This window comes from Phaeacidiphilus oryzae TH49 (genome assembly GCF_000744815.1).
Classification (GTDB): Bacteria; Actinomycetota; Actinomycetes; order Streptomycetales; family Streptomycetaceae; genus Phaeacidiphilus; species Phaeacidiphilus oryzae.
This window is the reverse complement of the sequence record NZ_JQMQ01000005.1, coordinates 1,736,204-1,754,730: the sequence shown is the minus strand read 5'-3', so window position 1 is coordinate 1,754,730 and position 18,527 is coordinate 1,736,204. Positions and strand designations below refer to the sequence as shown.

The window sequence follows — 18,527 nt, the reverse complement described above, 5'->3', positions numbered from 1 at the left end:
TCAGGCGCCTCCGCCGGTTCGGCCGGCGGGTGAGATCACCGGCCGTTCTCGGACGCCTTGCTGACCGCATGTCAGCAACTGCGTACGCTTGGAGATCCCCCTCTCCGCCACCCCGTTGCGAGCTGCGAGGAACCGCATGATCACAGCCCCACGGCCCGGCCACCGGCGCGGCGCCCTGCCGGTCGAGACCACCTCCTTCGTCGGCCGCACCGCCGAGCTCTCCGCGGTGCGCGAACTCCTGGGCCGGGCCAGGCTGCTGACCCTGACCGGGCCGGGCGGGGTGGGCAAGACCAGGATCGCGCTCCGCTCCGCGGCCGAGGCCAGGGCGGAGTACCCGGACGGCGTCCACCTGGCCGAGCTCTCCGGGCTTACCGACCAGGAGCTGCTGCCGCGCACCCTCTGCGCGGTCCTCGGCCTCTCCGGCCAGGGCCACGGGGACGCCCTGGAGCAGTTGGTCGGCTATCTCGCCGAGCGCCGGCTGCTGCTCATCCTGGACACCTGCGAACACCTGGTCGACACCTGCGCGATGCTGGTCGACGTGGTGCTGAGAGCCGCGCCCGGGGTGACCGTGCTGGCCACCAGCCGGCAGCCGCTGGACGTCCCCGGCGAGCACACCTTCCCGGTGACCCCGATGCAGCTGGAGCCGGAGCCGCCGGGCGGCCGCCGGTACGGCGCCCCCGACCCGTACCGCCCGGCGCCGGACCGCTCCGGGGTGCCCGGGCAGCCCGGCGATCCGGCCCGCCCCGGCGATCCGGCCTGGCCGGGCGATCTGGCCCGACTCGGCGACGCGGTGCGGCTGTTCGCCGAGCGGGCGGCCGCCGTCGTGCCGGGCTTCGCGGTCACCGCGGAGAACCGCGGGCAGGTGCTCCGGCTCTGCCGGCGGCTGGACGGCATCCCGCTGGCCATCGAACTGGCCACGGTACGGCTGCGCGCCCTCCCGCTGGAGGAGCTGGCCGCCCGCCTGGAGGACCGCTTCCGGCTGCTCACCGGCGGCCGCCGGACGGCCCTGCCCAGGCACCAGACGCTGCGCACCGCGATCGGCTGGAGCCACGAGCTGTGCTCCCCGGAGGAGCGGCTGCTCTGGGCCAGGCTCTCGGTCTTCGCCGGCGGCTTCGACCTGTCCGCCGCCGAGGAGGTGTGCTCGGGTCCGGGCCTGCCGGTGGAGGACGTGCTGGAGACCCTGATCGGCCTGGTCGACAAGTCCGTGGTGCTGCGCATCGAGCAGGACGGCCGCACCCGCTACCGGTTGCTGGACACCCTCCGCGAGTTCGGCGCCGACTGGCTGGAGCAGCTCGGCGAGAGCGGGCCGATCCGGGACCGGCATCTGGAGTGCTACCGGGTCGCGGCCGAGGAGCTGTACGCCGAGTACGTCTCCGCCCGGCAGCCCGAGCTGTACCTCTCCGCCCTCGCCGAGGACGCCAACCACCGGGCCGCGCTGGAGCACGCCGTCCACCTCGCGGGCGGCACGGCCGGACCGGAGTGGGCGGCCGCCTCCCGTTTCGCCCGCTGCCTGTGGCCGTACTGGTACTCCTCCGGGCAGCTGTCCGAGGGCAGGTACTGGATGGACCGGGTGCGGACGGCGCCCAAGGACCTGACGGCCGGCGCAGGGGGTGCCGAGGCGGTCCGGCTCCTCGCGGCCGGCGCCTTCTTCGCCGCCCTGCAGGGCGACTTCACCGCCGCCGAGGCCCTGCTGGCGGAGCTCCGGCCGCTGGCCGCCACCTGTGCCCCGGCCGCCGTGCGGCCGGACGTCCACGCCGACGCCCAGCTCTACTCCGGGGCGGCCCTCGTCTACATGGGCCGGCACGAGGAGGCCCGGGACCGGCTGGAGTCCGCCCGCCGATACCTGGAGCCCGGCGGCCCCGAGCTGGAACGCGCCCTGCTGGCCATCGAGACCGGCCTCCTCGCGGTGCTCACCGGCGACGCGGACGGCGCCCTGGCCACCACCGGCGCCGCCATCGACCGGCTCTCCGCGCACGACGGCGAGTGCCTGGGCACCGGCACCCTCCACCTGGTCCGCGGCTTCGCCCGGATCTTCGCCGGCGACGCCGCAGGCTGCGTCGCGGACTCCCACGCCTACCTGCGTCTCCAGGCGGACCTGCGGGACGTCGTGGGCCACGGCTACTGCCTCGAACTGCTGGCCTGGTCGGAGTACGCGGCGGGCCGCCCGGAGACCGCGCTGTGGCTGGTCGGCGCGGCGGACCGGGTCTGGGAGCACTCCGGCGGCCGGATGAACAGCGGGACCGAGGCGATGCACCGGATCCATGAGGCGCTGGTCGAGGAGCTCCGCGGACTGATCGGCGAGGACCGGGCGCAGGCGCTCTACGACCGCGGCGGCCGCTTCCCGCTGGACCGGCTGGTCGACGCGGTGCTCTCGGTCCCGCCCGCCGCCGAAGGGGAGGAGCCGCGCCCGGCGCTGCCCCCGGGGATCTTCGAGACGCCGCCGGCCCAGCGCCGGCCGGCGGCCGGGCGGGACAGCGGCCGGGACGGCGGAGCCGCCCGCTCCTCCGCCGCCGCGGAGGCGCTGGCCGCGCTCACCCGGCGGGAGCGCGAGGTCGCCGAGCTGGTCGCGCGCGGGCTCTCCAACCGCCAGATCGCCGCCGAGCTGGTGATCTCCAAGCGGACGGCGGACGCCCATGTCGAGCACATCCTGGCCAAGCTGCGCTTCAGCTCCCGCAACGAGATCATCGCCGTCCTGGACCGGGCGGCGGACCAGGCGGCGGCTCAGACGGCGGACCAGTCGGCGGACCCCGCGGGCCCGGTGGACCGCCTCCAGTAGGTATGCGTAGTCGGCACGGGCTCGGAAAGTCGGTATACCGAAGCCCGGGGTTACCAATGGCGCCGCAGGTGACAGCCTTGGGAAGCTGTGGTCCGCCGGGCCGCCGCACGACAGGAGGGCCCGCCGTTCGTTTCGGGCGGCGGCTTGTCCACGGTGGCCCGGCGCCTCAACGCGGCCGGGGACCGCCACCGCACAGCACCAGCGGCACCCCCACGTCCCTGAGTCCCATGCGGAGCGGCGGACCCCGGCCGGCAGTACGGCCTGCCCGGCCGCCCCCCGTGCCACCGCCGCGACGGTGCCGCGCCCGCCGCGTCGAGTAGCGGGGGACCTGCGTCGTATCGGCCGGGCAGGCCCACCCCCCGCATCCAAGGGGGTCTTCCCCGCGTCTACCCGCTCTGGGTGTCCGTCACCACCCCGTCCACATACACCCATCGCCCCGCCGCGTCCCGGCCGAAGCGGCTCACCTCGTGGAGGTCGCCCTGCGAGGAGTGGGCGGTGAACTCCACCGTCCCCGCGGTGTGGAACGGCCCCTCGCCGCCGCCCTCGGTCCGCAGGATCTCCAGCCCGGTCCAGCGCACCCCGGCGTCCAGCTCCAGCCGCGCCGGGCGGGTGGCCGGATCCCAGCTCCGCAGGAGGTATCCGGCGTCCCCGAGGACGAAGGCGGAATACCGCGACCGCATCAGCGCCTCGGCGGTGGGCGCCGGGCGCGCGCCGGTGTGCGCGGGCTTGCAGCAGTCGGCGTACGCCCGGCCGGAACCGCAGGGGCAGGCGGTGGGCGGTCGGGTCCGGCGGGACTCGCGGGCCTTGCGGGAGTCGCGGCTTCTGCTCATGCTCCGATTCTCGCGCTCGCCGCCGCGACCAGGGCGCGCGGGATCGCCGGCGCGCCCGTCCAGTGGAGATGGAGGTAGGAGGCGTGCACGGTGGGCGTGGTGAAGCCCTCCGTCCGCGCCCCCGACGGTCCGCGCCAGCCCCAGGCCGGGGACTCGCCCGCGCCGGGTGCGGTGACCGTGCGGTGGAACTCGTGGCCGGCCACCCGCAGGCCCGGCGGGCCGAGCGGGCTGGGGGAGAGGGCCACCGCCTCCCGGTAGCCGAGGGTGAGCCGCTCGCCCATCCCGGCCGTGCAGTCCAGCACCCCGCACATCGGCCTGCCGTCCAACTCCCGTCCCAGATAGAGCATTCCGGCGCACTCGGCGGCCACCGGGGCGCCGGTCGCGGCGAGTTCGCGGACGGCCGAGCGGAGTGCCGCGTTCTCGGACAGCTCCGCCGCGTACACCTCGGGGAAGCCGCCGCCGATGACCAGTCCGGCCGCCTCCGCCGGCAGCTTCTCGTCCCGCAACGGGTCGAACGGCACCACCTCGGCGCCGGCCGCGGCCAGCAGTTCGGCGTTCTCCGCGTAGGAGAAGGAGAACGCGGCCCCGCCGGCCAGCGCGATCCTGGGGCGGCGGGGCGCGCCGACCGGGCTCGCCTCGGCCGCCGGATCCCAGGCCGGCTCGGTCAACTCCGGTGCGCTGCGGGCGAGTCGGACCAGCGCCTCCAGGTCCACCCCGGCCCGTACCAGCTCGCCCATCTCGCGCACCGCGGCCACCGCCGCCGCGTCCCGCTCCACGGCCGGCACCAGGCCCAGATGCCGGCTCGGCACCCGGACCCCGTCCGTCCGCCGCAGCACGCCCAGCACCGGGACCCCGCCGCCGGACTCCAGCGCCTCGCGCAGCAACCGCTCGTGCCGGTCCGAGCCGACCCGGTTGAGGACGACCCCGGCCAGCCGCACCTCCGGGTCCCAGGAGGCGAAGCCGTGCACCAGCGCGGCGACCGAACGGCTCTGTGCGGAGGCGTCCACCACCAGCACCACCGGTGCCCGCAGCAGCTTGGCCACATGGGCGGTGGAGGCCAGCTCCCCGCGTCCGGCGGCCCCGTCGAAAAGGCCCATCACGCCCTCGACCACGGCGAGGTCGGCCCCGGCGGCCCCGTGCGCCAGCAGCGGGGCGATCCGCTCCGGGCCGGAGAGGAAGGGGTCCAGATTGCGCCCGGGCCGGCCGGTGGCCAGCGCGTGGTAGCCGGGGTCGATGTAGTCCGGGCCGACCTTGTGCGGGGAGACCCGCACCCCGCGCGCGGTGAGCGCGGCCATGATCCCGGTGGCCACGGTGGTCTTGCCGCTCCCGGAGGACGGCGCCGCGATCACCAGCCGCGGTACCCGGGCTACCACTCGATCCCGCGCTGGCCCTTGCGGCCGGCGTCCATCGGGTGCTTGACCTTGGTCATCTCGGTGACCAGGTCGGCCGCGTCGACCAGCGGCTGCGGGGCGTTCCGCCCGGTGATCACCACATGCTGGCTGCCGGGGCGGGCGGCCAGCACCTCCAGCACCTCCTGGGTGTCGATCCAGCCCCAGTGCATGGGGTAGGTGAACTCGTCCAGCACGTAGAGGCGGTAGGTCTCGGCGGCCAGATCGCGCTTGACCTGCGCCCAGCCCTCCACCGCGGCCTGCTCGCTGTCCTCGATCCTCCGCTGGACCCAGGACCAGCCCTCGCCCATCTTGTGCCAGTCCACCGTGCCGCCCTCGCCGCTGGCGCCCAGCACCCGCAGCGCGTGCTCCTCGCCGACCTTCCACTTGGCGGACTTGACGAACTGGAAGACCCCGATCGGCCAGCCCTGGTTCCAGGCCCGCAGGGCGAGCCCGAAGGCGGCGGTGGACTTCCCCTTGCCGGGGCCGGTGTGGACGGCCAGCACGGGGAGGGTGCGGCGCTGACGGGTGGTCAGCCCGTCCTCGGGGACGGTGGTCGGCTGTCCCTGCGGCATCAGGCGGCTTCCTTCCGGGAGTTCTCGCGGCGGTCGTCGCGGCGGTTGCCGCGGGCGTCCTGGCGTACGGAGTGGACGAGCGAGGCCATCGCGTCCGCGCGCAGCTCGTCCAGCCGGACGGCCTGCCCGCCGAGCCGGACCGCCAGCTCGCCGGCGAGCCCGAGCCGGACCGGACCGGACTCGCAGTCCACCACCACGGCGGCGGTGCCGCGCGCGGCCAGCAGGTCCGCCGCCCGGCCGGCGTCGGCCAGTGCGTCCCGGCCGCCGGTGGCCCGGCCGTCGGTGACCACCACCAGCAGCGGGCGGCGGGCGGGATCCCGCATCGCCTCGACCCGCAGCGTCTCGTGAGCGCGCAGCAGACCGGCGGCGAGGGGCGTGCGTCCGCCGGTGGGGAGCGCGGCCAGGCGGGCCGCACCGGCCTCGACGGAGGAGGTCGGGGGCAGCGCCAGCTCGGCCTCCCGGCCCCGGAAGGTGATCAGCCCGACCTTGTCCCGGCGCTGGTAGGCGTCGGTGAGGAGGGAGAGGACGGCCCCCTTGACGGCTGACATCCGCTTGCGGGCGGCCATCGAGCCGGAGGCGTCCACCACGAAGAGGACCAGGTTGGACTCGTGGCCCTCGCGGACCTGCGTCCGGAAGTCGTCCCGGCGCAGCACCAGCGCCCGGCCGCTGCGCCCCGGGCGAGCTGGTACGGGCGGCGGCCTGGAGGGTCGCGGAGAGGTGGAGGTGCATCAGGGGCCCTTGGGGGCGCGCGGCGCGGATCGTCCGCCCGCTGTCGGTACGCGCGCGGGAGCGGCGTCCCCGCGCGCCCTTGCCGGTGCCGGGCACCTTCAGCAGCTGCGGCTTGAAGGCCTCGTCGGCGGCGACCGGGGCGGTCTCGCGGGGGCCTGGCCGGGGCCGGTCGCGCTCTCGCCACTCTCGCCGTTTTCCCGCTGGCCGGGCGGGGTCGGTGCGGGCGGCGCGGGGAGTCCTGCTCCGGGCCCTGACCCTCGGCGGGATCGGGCGCGCCTCCGCCCGGCCCGCCCTCCGGCCCGTCGTCCTCCGGACCCTCGCCGCCGCCGTTCCCACTGCCATCAGGACCGCCGCTGTCCGGACCGTCGTCGTCCGGCCCCGACGGGTCCTCGCCCGCGTGCTGCTGGAGCGTCTCGTCCAACTTCTCCTCGTCCAACCCCGGTGCGTCGAAGGGGTTGCGGCGCCGCCGGTGCGGCAGCGCCAGCCGCGCGGCCGTCCGCACGTCCTCGGCCAGCACCTGCGTACGGCCCGCCCAGGCGGCCAGCGCGACGGCCGTCCTGGCCATCACGATGTCCGCGCGCAGCCCGTCCACCTCGAAGGCCGCGCAGACCGCGGTGATCTGCCGCAGCGCGGCGTCGGTGAGGACCACCCGCGGCAGCAGCTCCCGGGCCGTGACGATCCGCCCGGCGAGGGCGCGCTCCTCCTCCGCCCACCGCCCGGCGAAGCCGTCCGGGTCGGCGTCGTACGCCAGCCGCCGCCGCACCACCTCGGCCCGCTCCTCCGGCTCCCGGGTCGCGGTCACCTCCACCGTGAGCCCGAACCGGTCGAGCAGCTGCGGCCGCAGCTCGCCCTCCTCCGGGTTCATCGTCCCCACCAGCAGGAACCGCGCGGCATGCCGGACCGACACGCCCTCCCGCTCGATGTGCGAGCGGCCCATCGCGGCCGCGTCCAGCAGCAAATCGACCAGGTGGTCCCCGAGAAGATTCACCTCGTCCACATAGAGGACCCCGCGATGCGCGGCGGCCAGCAGCCCCGGCTCGTACGCCTTCACGCCCTCGCCGAGCGCCCGTTCCAGATCCAGCGACCCCGTGAGCCGGTCCTCGGTCGCTCCGACCGGCAACTCGACCAGCGGGGTGGGCCGCTGAGAGACCGTCAGCCCGGAGGCCGGGTCGTGCGGACCGTCCGGGCACTCCGGGTCCGGTGCTTCCGGATCGCAGGCGAACCGGCAGCCCCCCACCACCTCAAGTCCCGGCAGCAGCCCGGCCAGCGCCCGCACGGCGGTGGACTTGGCGGTGCCCTTCTCGCCGCGCACGAGCACGCCGCCGACGGCCGGACTCACCGCGTTCAGCAGCAGCGAGAGCCGCAGATCGTCCATGCCGACCACGGCGGTGAACGGATAGGTGGCGGTCACAGGCTGATCACTCCTCCGGGGGACTCTGCGGGCGAGGGTCGGTGGAACGGGGAACTCACTCGTCGCCCTCCAGGTCGCCTTCGAGCTCGAGATAGGCGGCACGCAGCCGGTTCAGGGTCTCCTGATCCGGTTCGGACCACAGCCGCCGGTCGGCGGCCTCCAGGAGGCGTTCTGTGATGCCGCGCAGCGCCCAGGGGTTGGACTTGCGCATGAACTCCTGGTTCTCGGCGTCGAAGACGTACTCCGCCGCCAGCTTCTCGTACATCCAGTCATCGACCACCCCCGCGGTGGCGTCATAGCCGAACAGGTAGTCGACGGTCGCGGCCATCTCGAAGGCACCCTTGTAGCCGTGCCGCCGCATGGCGGCCATCCAGCGGGGGTTGACCACCCGGGCGCGGAAGACCCGGTGGGTCTCCTCGCCCAGCGTGCGCGTCTTCACCTGGTCCGGTACGGCCGAGTCGCCGACGTACGCCTCCGGCGAGTCCCCCGTCAGATGGCGGACCATCGCCACCATCCCGCCGTGGTACTGGAAGTAGTCGTCGGCATCGGCGATGTCATGTTCGCGTGTGTCGACATTCTTCGCCGCCACCGCGATCCGCCGGAACGCCCGCTCCATGTCCCCGCGTGCCGCCGCGCCGTCCAGCCCGCGCCCGTACGCATAGCCGCCCCAGACCGCGTAGACCTCGGCGAGGTCCGCGTCCGAGCGCCAGTTGCGGGCGTCGATCAGCGGGAGCAGGCCGGCGCCGTACGCGCCCGGCTTGGAGCCGAAGATCCGGGAGCTCGCCCGCCGCCGGTCGCCGTGTTCGAGGACGTCCGCCTCGACATGGGCCCGGACGTAGTTCCGCTCCTCCGGCTCGTCCAGCGCGGCCACCGCCCGCACCGCGTCGTCCACCAGCGCGATCACATGCGGGAAGGCGTCCCGGAAGAAGCCGGAGATGCGCATCGTCACATCGACCCGGGGGCGCCCGAGCTCCTCGATCGACACCACCTCGAAGCCGGTCACCCGCCGCGAGGCGTCGTCCCACACCGGCCGGCAGCCCAGCAGCGCCAGGATCTCCGCGATGTCGTCGCCCTGCGTCCGCATGCAGGAGGTGCCCCACACCGTCAGGCCCACCGAGCGCGGGTACTCCCCGCCGTTGTCCGCCCGGTAGCGGGCGATCAGCGAGTCCGCCAGCGACTGCCCGACCTCCCAACTCAGCCGGGAGGGAATCGCCTTGGGGTCGACCGAGTAGAAGTTCCGCCCGGTCGGCAGCACGTTCACCAGCCCCCGGGTCGGCGAGCCGGACGGCCCCGCCGGGACGTACCCGCCGCGCAGCGCGCGCAGCACGTGCCCGATCTCGTCCGTGGTCCGCGCCAGCCGCGGCACCACCTCCCGGCAGGCGAACTCCACCACGGGCGCGGCCCCTTCGGGCACCCCGACCTGTCCGAAGATCCGGGACAGGGTGGGCCCGACGGCCTCCGCCGCCCAGCCGTCCTCCTCCATCGCCTCCGCGATCCGCCGGCACAGCCGCTCCAGTAGGTCGATCGCGTCGGAGCCGGTCCGCGCCGGACCCTCCACCAGCGACCGCAGCTCCCCGGAGACCTCCACCGCCGCCCCGGGCTCGGCGAGCAGCGCCTTCTCGCTCAGCCCGAACCTGGCCGCGAGCACCGCCCGCAGCCCCGGCAGCGCGGCCGCCTGCCCGCCCCACACCTGCGCCGACCGCAGCACCGCCAGCACCAGGTTGACCCGCGCCTCGCCGACCGGCCCCCCGCCCAGCACATGCAGCCCGTCCCGGATCTGCACGTCCTTGATCTCGCAGAGGTAGCCGTCGATGTGCATCACGAAGGAGTCGAACTCGTCCGCCTCCGGCTGCTCGTCCACATGGAGGTCGTGGTGGAGCTCGGCGGCCTTCACCAGGGTCCAGATCTGCGCCCGCACGGCCGGGGCCTTCGTCGGGTCCAGATCGCTCACCAGGGCGTACTCGTCGAGGAGTTGCTCCAGCTTGGCCAGGTCCCCGTAGGTGTCGGCCCGGGCCATCGGCGGCACCAGGTGGTCCACCACGGTCGCGTGCCCGCGCCGCTTGGCCTGCGTCCCCTCACCGGGGTCGTTGACGATGAACGGGTAGACCAGCGGCAGTTCGCCCAGCACCGCGTCCGGCGCGCAGCCGCGCGACAGCCCGAGGCCCTTGCCCGGCAGCCACTCCATCGTCCCGTGCTTGCCCATGTGAACGATCGCGTCCGCGCCGAAGGAGTTCTCCAGCCAGCGGTAGGCCGCCAGATAGTGGTGGGAGGGCGGCAGGTCGGGGTCGTGGTAGATCGCGATCGGGTTCTCCCCGAAGCCGCGCGGCGGCTGGATCATCACCATCACGTTGCCGAACCGCAGCGCCGCGAGGACGATCTCGTCCCCGTCCACGTACAGCTCGCCGGGCGCCGGGCCCCACTTCTCCAGTACGCCGTCCCGCAGTTCGGGGTCCAGCCGGCCGAACCACTCCTGGTAGTCCTTCAGCGGCACCCGGGCCGGCGCGGCGGCCAGCTGCTCCTCGGTCAGCCACTCCACGTCGTGCCCGCCGGCCGCGATCAGCCGGTGGATCAACTCGTCGCCGGTCTCCGGCAGTTCACCGGTGACATAGCCGGCCTCGCGCAGCGCCTCCAGCAGCCGCACCGCCGAGACGGGGGTGTCCAGGCCCACCGCGTTGCCGACCCGCGAGTGCTTGGTCGGGTACGCGGTGAAGACCAGCGCGATCCGCTTCTCCGCGTTCTCCTTGTGCGCCAGCGCCGCATGCCGCACGGCGATCCCGGCCACCCGGGCGGCCCGCTCCGGGTCGGCCACGTACACCGGGACGTCCCCCTCGCCCATCTCCTTGAAGGAGAACGGCACGGTGACGATCCGCCCGTCGAACTCCGGGATGGCCACCTGCATCGCCGCGTCCATCGGCGAGAGCGCCGCGTCCGAGGCCTCCCAGGCGGCACGGCTGGAGGTCAGGCAGAGCCCCTGCAGCACCGGAACGTCCAACTCGGCCAGCGCGCCGACGTCCCAGGCCTCCTCCTCGCCCCCCGCCGAGGCCTCGGCCGCCACCGAACCCCCGGCGGCCAGCACGGTGGTGACGAGGGCGTCGCACCGGCCCAGCAGCTCGTACAGCCCCGGCTCGGCCCCGCGCAGCGAACCGCAGTACACCGGAAGGGGGTTGGCGCCCCGCTCGGCGATCGCCGCGCACAGCACGTCCACGAACCCGGTGTTCCCGGAGAGCTCGTGCGCCCGGTAGAAGAGCACCCCGACCGTCGGCCGGCCCTCCGCCACCGCGTACGACCCGTGCACCCCGTAGGCCGGCATCGCGCGGGCCGGCTCGAAGCCCTCGCCCCGCATCAGCACCGTGTCGCCGAGGAACCGGGCCAGCTCCCGCAGGTTCGCCGGGCCGCCCTCGACCAGGTAGCCCAGCGCCTCCGCGACCACCCCGGCCGGCACCGTGGACATCCCCATCAGCTCGGCGTCCGGCACCGACTCGCCGCCCAGCAGCACCGCCGGCAGCCCGGAGGCGGCGATCGCCGCCAGCCCGTCCTCCCAGGCACGCCGCCCGCCGAGCAGCCGTACGACGACCACCTCGGCGCCGTCCAGCAGCCCCGGCAGGTCCTCCTCGGCGTCCACCCGGGAGGGGTTGCCGATGCGGTAGTCCGCCCCGGACGCCCTGGCCGCCAGCAGATCCGTGTCCGCCGTCGACAGCAGCAGGACCCGCGCCGTGCGGGTCGCCGTATCCGTCACCCTGACTACCTTCTCTCGCTCGCCGTTCACGCCGGTGCCCCCGGCGGTACGAACGGCAGTCCGCGCGGCACGCCGTCCTCGATCAGGCGCAGCAGCGCCTTGGTGTCCATGTGCTCCCCGACCAGATCGCCGAGCCGGTCGAGTTGCTCCTCGCGGCGGGCCGCGAAGGAGACGTCGGGGGCCGGCCTGAAGTCCCGGCCCGCGGCGGACGCCGCCTGCCGCAGCCAGTCCCGCCGGAACCCGTCGTTCTCCAGCAGCCCGTGCCAGGTGGTGCCCCAGACCGAGCCCACCCGGCAACCGTCCTCGGGACGGCCGTGGCGGGGGTCCACGATGAACGGCTCCCCGCCCTCAACCTCCGCCACCCCGTGGTGGATCTCGTAGCCCAGCACCGGCCGCCCGTCCACCGTGCCGCTCGGCCGGGCCAGCGTCTTCTCCCGGGCGAAGTCGAACCGCAGCGGCAGCAGCCCCAGCCCGGGCACGTCCCCGGCCTTCGACTCCACCCGGTCCGAGATCTCCCTGCCGAGCATCTGGTAGCCGCCGCAGACCCCGAGCACCGAGCGCCCGGAGGCGGCGAAGGCGCCCACCGCGCGGTCGAGCCGACGCCCCCTCAGCCATTCCAGGTCGGCGACGGTGGCCCTGGTCCCGGGCAGCACCAGGGCGTCCGCCCCGGCCAGCTCCTCGGGCCGGGTCACGAACCGCACCAGCACGCCCGGCTCCTGGGCCAGCGCGTCCACGTCGGTGAAGTTGGAGAGCCGGGGCAGCCGCAGCACGGCCACGTCCAGCACCTCCCGCCCGACCGGGGCGCCGCCGCTGAGGACGCCCGGGCGGGCGTCCAGCGCCAGCGAGTCCTCGGCGTCCAGCCACAGCCCGTTCAGCATCGGCAGGACGCCGAGCACCGGACGGCCGGTGAGCCCGCGCAGCATCTCCAGTCCGGGTTCCAGCAGCCGGGCGTCGCCGCGGAACTTGTTGACCACCCAGCCCGCCAGCTGGGCCTGGTCCTCCGCGCTCAGCAGGGCCTGCGTGCCGTACATCGCCGCGAAGACCCCGCCCCGGTCGATGTCCCCGACCACCACCACCGGCAGGCCGGCCGCGGTGGCCAGCCCCATGTTGGCGATGTCCCCGGAGCGGAGGTTGATCTCGGCGGGGGAGCCGGCCCCCTCGCAGACCACCACCTCGTACCCGGCCCGCAGTTCGGCCAGGCACTCCAGGGCGGCCTCCAGCAGCGCGGGCTTGCGCTCCCGGTAGTCCAGCGCGCTGACCTCGGCGACCGCCCGGCCGCGCAGCACCACCTGGCTGCGGCCGTCCCCACCCGGCTTGAGCAGTACCGGGTTCATCGCCGCGGACGGCTCGATCCGGCAGGCCGCCGCCTGCATCGCCTGGGCGCGGCCGATCTCGGCGCCGTCCAGGGTGACGAAGGAGTTCAGCGACATGTTCTGCGCCTTGAAGGGCGCCACCCGCACGCCCTGCCGGCTGAGCCAGCGGCAGATCCCGGCGGTCACCACGCTCTTGCCCGCGTCCGAGGTGGTCCCCGCCACCAGCAGCGCCCCGCTCATCGGCGGGCCCCCGTCCGCACGGCCCGCCGGCCGACGGCCCGCGCTCCGGCCCGCGCTCCCGCCCGCACGGCAGCACGGCCGACCAGCGCCGTCCCCAGCGCCAGCGCCCCCACCCGCCGCGACAGCACACAGGCACGCTCGATGTCCGCGCGCTCCGGCGCACGCAACTCGGCGCCGAGCACGGGTCGCCGCTCGACCCTCTCCCCGTACGCCAACTCGCCCCCGAGGCGCACCCCCAGCGCTCCCGCGAAGGCCGACTCGGCCTGTCCGGCGTTCGGGCTCGGGTGGGCGCCCCCGTCCCGCCGCCAGACCCGCAGCGCGCGCCGCCGCGCGCCCGGCCCGGCCGCGGCGGCCGTGAGGAGTGCGGTCAGCCGCGCCCCCGGCCAGCCGGCGAGGTCGTCCAGCCGGGCGGAGGCCCAGCCGAACCGCTCGTACCTGGGGGAGCGGTGGCCCACCATCGCGTCCAGGGTGTTGACGGCCCGGAAGGCGAGCAGCCCGGGTGCGCCCGCCAGAGCGCCCCACACCAGCGCGTTCACCACCGCGTCCGCGGTGTTCTCGGCCACCGACTCGACGACCGCGCGAGCGATCCCCGCCTCGTCCAGCCCGTGCGGATCCCGCCCGCAGAGATGGGGCAGCCGCGCCCTGGCCGCCGCGAGGTCGCCCCCCGCCAGCAGCCCGTCGATCGCCCGCGCCTCCCGTACCAGGGTCGCGCCGCCGAGCACCGCCCAGGCGGCGGCCCCGGCGAGGGCGGTCCCGGCCGGGGGCCGGCGGCGCAGCGCGCGCTCCGCGAGCAGCGCCCCCGCCGCCACGGTGCCGGTGGAGACGGCGGTGAAGAGCACGCCGGCAGCCCGGCGGTCGGCGTAGAGACGGTGTTCGAGGCGGGTGGCGGCGCGTCCGAAGGCCGCCACCGGGTGGCCGCGGCGCGGGTCGCCGATCACCGCGTCCAGGGCGTAGCCGAGCGGCGCCCCGAGAAGGAGTCGGTCCACGTCCCGTCAGCTCCGCCGTGCGGCGGGCCGGTCGACAGGGAAAGGACCCGCGGGTCCGCGCGCAGCAGGCATGGCGAAGTGTCCTCACTCAGGGTCCGCGCCCTGGCTCGACGAGAACGGAGGTGAGAGTCTCCTGGCTCCCGGATCTGCGCTTCCTCCGGCCTTCCAGCCGCCTTGCGGCGGCCGTGGCGACGAGCGGAGGAGGGCTCCCCGGTGACAGTGGCGGGACCGCGCCGGATTCGCACCGGCTTCCTCTCCATGCCTCCGTATGGCGGACAAATCCCACCACGCGGGCCCGCGCAGCGTCAACACGGCCGGGGTGCGGCCGCCCTGGTGGGGGCCGCACCCCGGCCGTTGCCGCTCCTCGGTCCTCGGCGCGCGGTATGCGGTGTGCGGTGCGAAACGCGCGGTGCGCGTGGCCGCGGGGGGAGTGCCGGGCTACCTGCGCAGCGCCCGGATCGTCGGATGCTGGGCGCCGGTGCCGGTGTCCGGCAGCAGCGGCGGCCGGTAGCCCGGCCGGGCGCCGGAGGCCGGATGCCCCCGCCACGGGCGCCCGCGCAGTCCGATCGGCAGCGGGCGCGGCATGGGGTCGGGGGTCCGTCCGTGCTGGGGCTCCGGTTCGGCCGTCCGCCCCGGCTCGGCGGGCGAGGGCGCGAGGCCCGCCCCCGGGGCACCGCCCACCGGTTCGGCGGCTCCGGGTGTCCCGCTCAACTCCGCCTCGCCGAGGGCCTCCTGGGCCTCCCGGCCCTCCGCGGACAGCGACGCGTACCCGCCCGGGGGCACCAGCACGTGATCCTCGAACCAGGACAGGATCAGAATCACCAGAAGGGCGACGGGGGGTATCAAAAGGCCGAGAAGAACGGACATCATGGGCACCGCCTCGCTGTCGAGTGCTCCGACCGGGACGCCCGCCTCCGCCTGCCCCCAAGTCGCGAGGCGTCCGGAAACCAGCCTCAGGCCTCCAGCGCGAATCCGCACGTCGAGTCGCGTCGCGGTCACCCTGGGCAATCGCCTGCCCCTGGGACGCGGGGCCACCCGCGGCGGCCCGACGCTTCACCGCCCGAGCACTCGGTTTCGGCCGCGCCGAAGCGGCCCCGGGGCCCGTGCCCGGGGCGCCCGCCCCGCCCCGGAGAAAGCCCGGGATCCGGGGCCCCGAGGATCACCGATACGGAGTATCGCCCCAGCTCACCGGCGGTGGCCGGGGGCAGGGGGCCGGCCTCGCCGCCCCGCTCGGGCCCGTGACCCGAGGGAACCCTGTGGTTCCCGGTACGGGGCTTCCGCGGCCCGGCGGAGGTCAGAATGTCCGGATCCCGCCCGGTGCGGGCCCCGCGCGGCCCCCCGGCCCGGAACGGCCCTCAGCGGCCCGAGACGAGGTCCGCGATCCGGGCGATGGTGCTGGTCCGCTCCCCGCGCCCGGCGGCCTCGGCCCGGTCCGCCGCGTGGTACGCCGCGTACATCCCCTGCACGCCGATCCAGCGCAGCGGCTCCGGCTCCCAGCGGCGCACCGCGTGGTCCACCCAGGGCAGCGCGGTCAGCTCGGTGTCCCCGCCCTGCCCCTCGGCGCGCAGCACCAGGTCGCGGAGGGTCCGGGCGGCCAGGTTGGTGGTGGCCACCCCCGAGCCGACGTAGCCGCCGGCCGCGCCGAGCCCGCTCGCCCGGTCCAGCTGCACCGTGGTGCACCAGTCCCGGGGCACCCCGAGCACCCCCGACCAGGTGTGGCTGAGCGGCACGTCCGCGGCCCGCGCGCCCAGCGCCGGGAAGAAGTCGCGGACGATCCCGCGCAGCTGGCGCACCGCCCGCTCCCGGGTGGTCCCGTCGTGGTCGGTCCGTGAGCCGTAGCGGTAGGGGACGCCCCGGCCGCCCAGCGCGATCCGGTCGTCCGCGGTCCGCTGGGCGTACATGTACGCGTGGGCGAAGTCGCCCAGCACGGTGCCGGACTCGCCCCAGCCGGCCTCCGCCCAGAAGGACTCCGGCAGCGGCTCGGTCAGCACGATCGAGGAGTTCATCGGCAGCCACGTCCGCCGCTCCCCGGCCAGGTCCGCGGTGAACCCCTCCGTCAGCCGCAGCACGTAGCGGGCCGAGACGGTGCCGTAGGGGGTGACCGCGCGGGCCTTCCCGTCCGGCTGCCCCTGGGCCGGCAGGATCCGCTCCACCGGGGTGGACTCGTGGATCCGCACCCCCATCCGCTCCACCGTCCGGGCCAGTCCGGTGACCAGCTTGGCGGGCTGGATCCGGGCGCCGTGCGGGGTCCAGGTCCCGCCGAGGGCGCCCTCGACCGCGATCCGCTCCCGGGTCCCGGCGGCGTCCAGCACCAGCCGCTCCCGGTCGCCGTAGCCGTACTCCTCCTGGGCGAACGACCGGAGGCGGGCCAACTGGGCCGGGGTGCGGGCGACTTCGAGTACCCCGCCCTTGCGGATGTCGGCCTCGATCGACTCCTCGCGGGCTGCCCGGATCACCTCGTCCACCGTGCCGTCCATGGCCCGCTGCAGATCACCGGCGGCGGCCCGGCCGTACCGCTTGGCGAAGACCCCGCGGCCGGCGAAGCCGTTGTAGAGCCAGCCGCCGTTCCGGCCCGAGGCGCCGAAGCCGCAGAACCGCCGCTCCAGCACGGTGATCCGCAGCCCCGGATCGGCCTTGCGCAGGTAGTACGCGGTCCACAGCCCGGTGAAGCCGCCGCCGACGATGCACACGTCGGCCTCGGCCGAACCGTCCAGGGCCGGCCGGGGCCTGGGCAGCCCGATCGAGGAGAACCAGTACGACACGCCGCCGTTGATCACTTTGCTCACGCCGCCGGACGCTACCCGCCGCTCCGGCCTGCGGGAAGGGGGTCGGGAAGGGTCCGACCTTCATCTCGGACGGCCGTACTGCGATGGCGGTGCCGCTCCCCGGGTATTGGGATGGCTGACGGAACATCGACGGCGGAAGCGGGGTGCGCGATGCGGTGGGGCAAGACAGCGGTGCTGGCGACGGCTTCGGCGGTGGGCGCCGGGGCGGTCGCCGCGGTGCTCGCCGGTCGTGCCGTCTCGGACCTCTCGGTCCGCCAGCGCGGCGGCGACCCGGCGGCGGCCGACGGGCTGCGGGTGCACGCCACCGCGGCCGGGCGGGTGGCCCTGACCCGCACCGAGGACACCCAGCGCCCCGGCCGCTACGGCCTGGAGTGGCCGGACCCCGGGGACGGCGTGGATCCCGGCCTGACCGGCCACGCGGTCGTCGGCGACCTGCTGGAGACCACCGCGCAGACCTCCGTCCGCCGGCTGGAGCGGGTGGACCGCGGGGAGCTGGCGATCGGCGCCCGGGCCACCCTGACGCCCCGGGTGCACACCGGCACCCCCGACTCCGCCTTCGGCCTGGAGTACTCCGACACCGCCGTCCGCGGTGAGCTGGGCCCGATGCCCGCCTGGTACGTGCCGGGGCTGCGGGAGCCGTGGGTGATCGCGGTGCACGGGCTCGGCGCCGACCGCGAGCAGGTGCTGCCGGTGCTGCCGGTGTTCTCCCGGATCAGCGTCCCGGTGCTGGCGATCACCTATCGCAACGACCCCGGGGCGCCCCGCTCGCCGGACGGCCTCGGGCACTTCGGCAGCACCGAGTGGCGGGACGTCGAGGCGGCGATCCGGCTGGCGGTGGACAGCGGGGCCACCCGGATCGTCCTCTACGGCTGGTCGCTGGGGGCCGCGATGGTCCTCCAGGCGGCGGCCGAGTCCTCCTGGAAGGACCTCGTCCGGGGCGTCGTGCTGGACTCGGCGGTGCTGGACTGGAGGGCCACCGCGCAGGCCGTCAGCCGCCGCCGGGGCGTCCCGGGGCCGCTGGCCGAGCTCGGGGTGCTGGCCGCCGAGGGGAGGGCCGGAGTCGACCAGCGGGTCTTCGACCGGCTCGGGGAGGGCGTCAACGCGCCGATCCTGGCGCTGCACAGCCCGGACGACCCGATCGCGCCGATCGCCCCCGTCCGGCGGCTGGTCGGCCGGCACCACGACCAGGCCGTGCTGAACGAGTTCCCGCACGGGGCGCACGCGGCGCTGTGGAACGTCGACCAGGACGGCTACGAGACGGCGCTGAGCAGGTTCTTCACCCCGCTGGTCTGAACTCCTCGTCCGGGATGTGAGACGCCGGCCGGTTCCGTGCGGCCGGACGGGCGATCGTCCGCCGAACGGTCTCCGGCCCTGTGACTCCTGGGGCATGACGGCGCTTTGGTCCGCTTCGTCCATGCCGGAAGATCCCGCGATGTGACAACGGGCCCGGGTAGGGGGAAGACTGCACGGCGTGACGTCCCGGAACTCGCGCGACCGTGATGCCCGTCCCCGTTCCGCTCGGGGCGCCGCCGAGCGTCCCTCCGATTCGGAGGGGGCCGGATCGGCGCCCGCCCCGTTGCGGGCCGGACCGGCGACCGCCCCGATGCGGGCCGTGACCCGCCTCCCCGGCGGGGGCCCCGCCGGAGAGCCTGCCGCGAACCGTCCCACCGCCGTGAACCATCCGGCCCCCGCCCCCCGGGCGGCGGCGCCGGCCGCGCCGCCCGGCCCAGCCACCCGGCCGCGCGGCACGGCAACGG

10 protein-coding genes, 1 pseudogene and 1 riboswitch are annotated in these 18,527 nt (G+C 75.6%); of the genes and pseudogenes, 2 read left to right on the top strand and 9 right to left on the bottom strand.

The window, feature by feature from the left end; all coding sequences use genetic code 11:
* Nucleotides 1-136 precede the first annotated feature (136 nt).
* Nucleotides 137-2,776, top strand: a complete 2,640-nt coding sequence (locus BS73_RS12045; protein WP_051939837.1) for a LuxR C-terminal-related transcriptional regulator — start codon at nt 137-139, stop codon at nt 2,774-2,776.
* Nucleotides 2,777-3,162: 386 nt separating this feature from the next.
* On the opposite strand, the gene BS73_RS12040 is transcribed toward BS73_RS12045, so the two are convergent.
* The 9 genes and pseudogenes from BS73_RS12040 to BS73_RS12000 form a co-directional block, all read right to left on the bottom strand.
* Nucleotides 3,163-3,606 carry a YchJ family protein gene (locus tag BS73_RS12040; protein ID WP_037571658.1) on the bottom strand — a complete coding sequence of 148 codons (444 nt, stop codon included), beginning with the start codon at nt 3,604-3,606 and terminating at the stop codon, nt 3,163-3,165.
* Nucleotides 3,603-4,979, bottom strand: coding sequence for a cobyrinate a,c-diamide synthase (locus tag BS73_RS12035; RefSeq protein ID WP_037571656.1), 1,377 nt, complete (start codon nt 4,977-4,979; stop codon nt 3,603-3,605). The genes BS73_RS12040 and BS73_RS12035 overlap by 4 nt, the downstream gene beginning before the upstream one ends.
* Entirely contained in the window at nt 4,973-5,569 is a 597-nt protein-coding gene (cobO, locus tag BS73_RS12030; RefSeq protein WP_037571653.1) for a cob(I)yrinic acid a,c-diamide adenosyltransferase, read from the bottom strand. Before cobO ends, BS73_RS12035 begins: the two co-directional genes overlap by 7 nt.
* Nucleotides 5,569-7,709, bottom strand: a pseudogene (locus tag BS73_RS12025) (putative cobaltochelatase). The gene cobO and the pseudogene BS73_RS12025 overlap by 1 nt, the downstream one beginning before the upstream one ends.
* Nucleotides 7,710-7,764: 55 nt before the next feature.
* On the bottom strand, nt 7,765-11,406 hold the full coding sequence (cobN, locus tag BS73_RS12020; RefSeq protein ID WP_037579210.1) for a cobaltochelatase subunit CobN: 3,642 nt from the start codon (nt 11,404-11,406) through the stop codon (nt 7,765-7,767).
* Between the two features lie 65 nt (nt 11,407-11,471).
* Nucleotides 11,472-12,998 (bottom strand): cobyric acid synthase, encoded by a 1,527-nt coding sequence (locus BS73_RS12015; protein WP_037571650.1) that lies wholly within the window; start codon nt 12,996-12,998, stop codon nt 11,472-11,474.
* A complete protein-coding gene (locus BS73_RS12010) occupies nt 12,995-13,984 on the bottom strand; it encodes a cobalamin biosynthesis protein (protein WP_037571648.1) in 990 nt (329 codons plus the stop codon). Before BS73_RS12010 ends, BS73_RS12015 begins: the two co-directional genes overlap by 4 nt.
* Before the next feature lie 111 nt (nt 13,985-14,095).
* Nucleotides 14,096-14,275, bottom strand: a riboswitch (cobalamin riboswitch).
* A gap of 147 nt (nt 14,276-14,422) precedes the next feature.
* On the bottom strand, nt 14,423-14,806 hold the full coding sequence (locus BS73_RS12005; protein ID WP_152617589.1) for a hypothetical protein: 384 nt from the start codon (nt 14,804-14,806) through the stop codon (nt 14,423-14,425).
* 533 nt (nt 14,807-15,339) lie between these two features.
* Nucleotides 15,340-16,770: an NAD(P)/FAD-dependent oxidoreductase gene (locus tag BS73_RS12000; RefSeq protein ID WP_037571644.1), complete on the bottom strand. Its 1,431-nt coding sequence runs from the start codon at nt 16,768-16,770 to the stop codon at nt 15,340-15,342.
* A gap of 111 nt (nt 16,771-16,881) precedes the next feature.
* Here BS73_RS12000 and BS73_RS11995 point away from each other — a divergent pair, with 111 nt between their 5' ends.
* A complete protein-coding gene (locus tag BS73_RS11995; RefSeq protein ID WP_161789662.1) occupies nt 16,882-18,063 on the top strand; it encodes an alpha/beta hydrolase in 1,182 nt (393 codons plus the stop codon).
* Nucleotides 18,064-18,527: the final 464 nt, after the last annotated feature.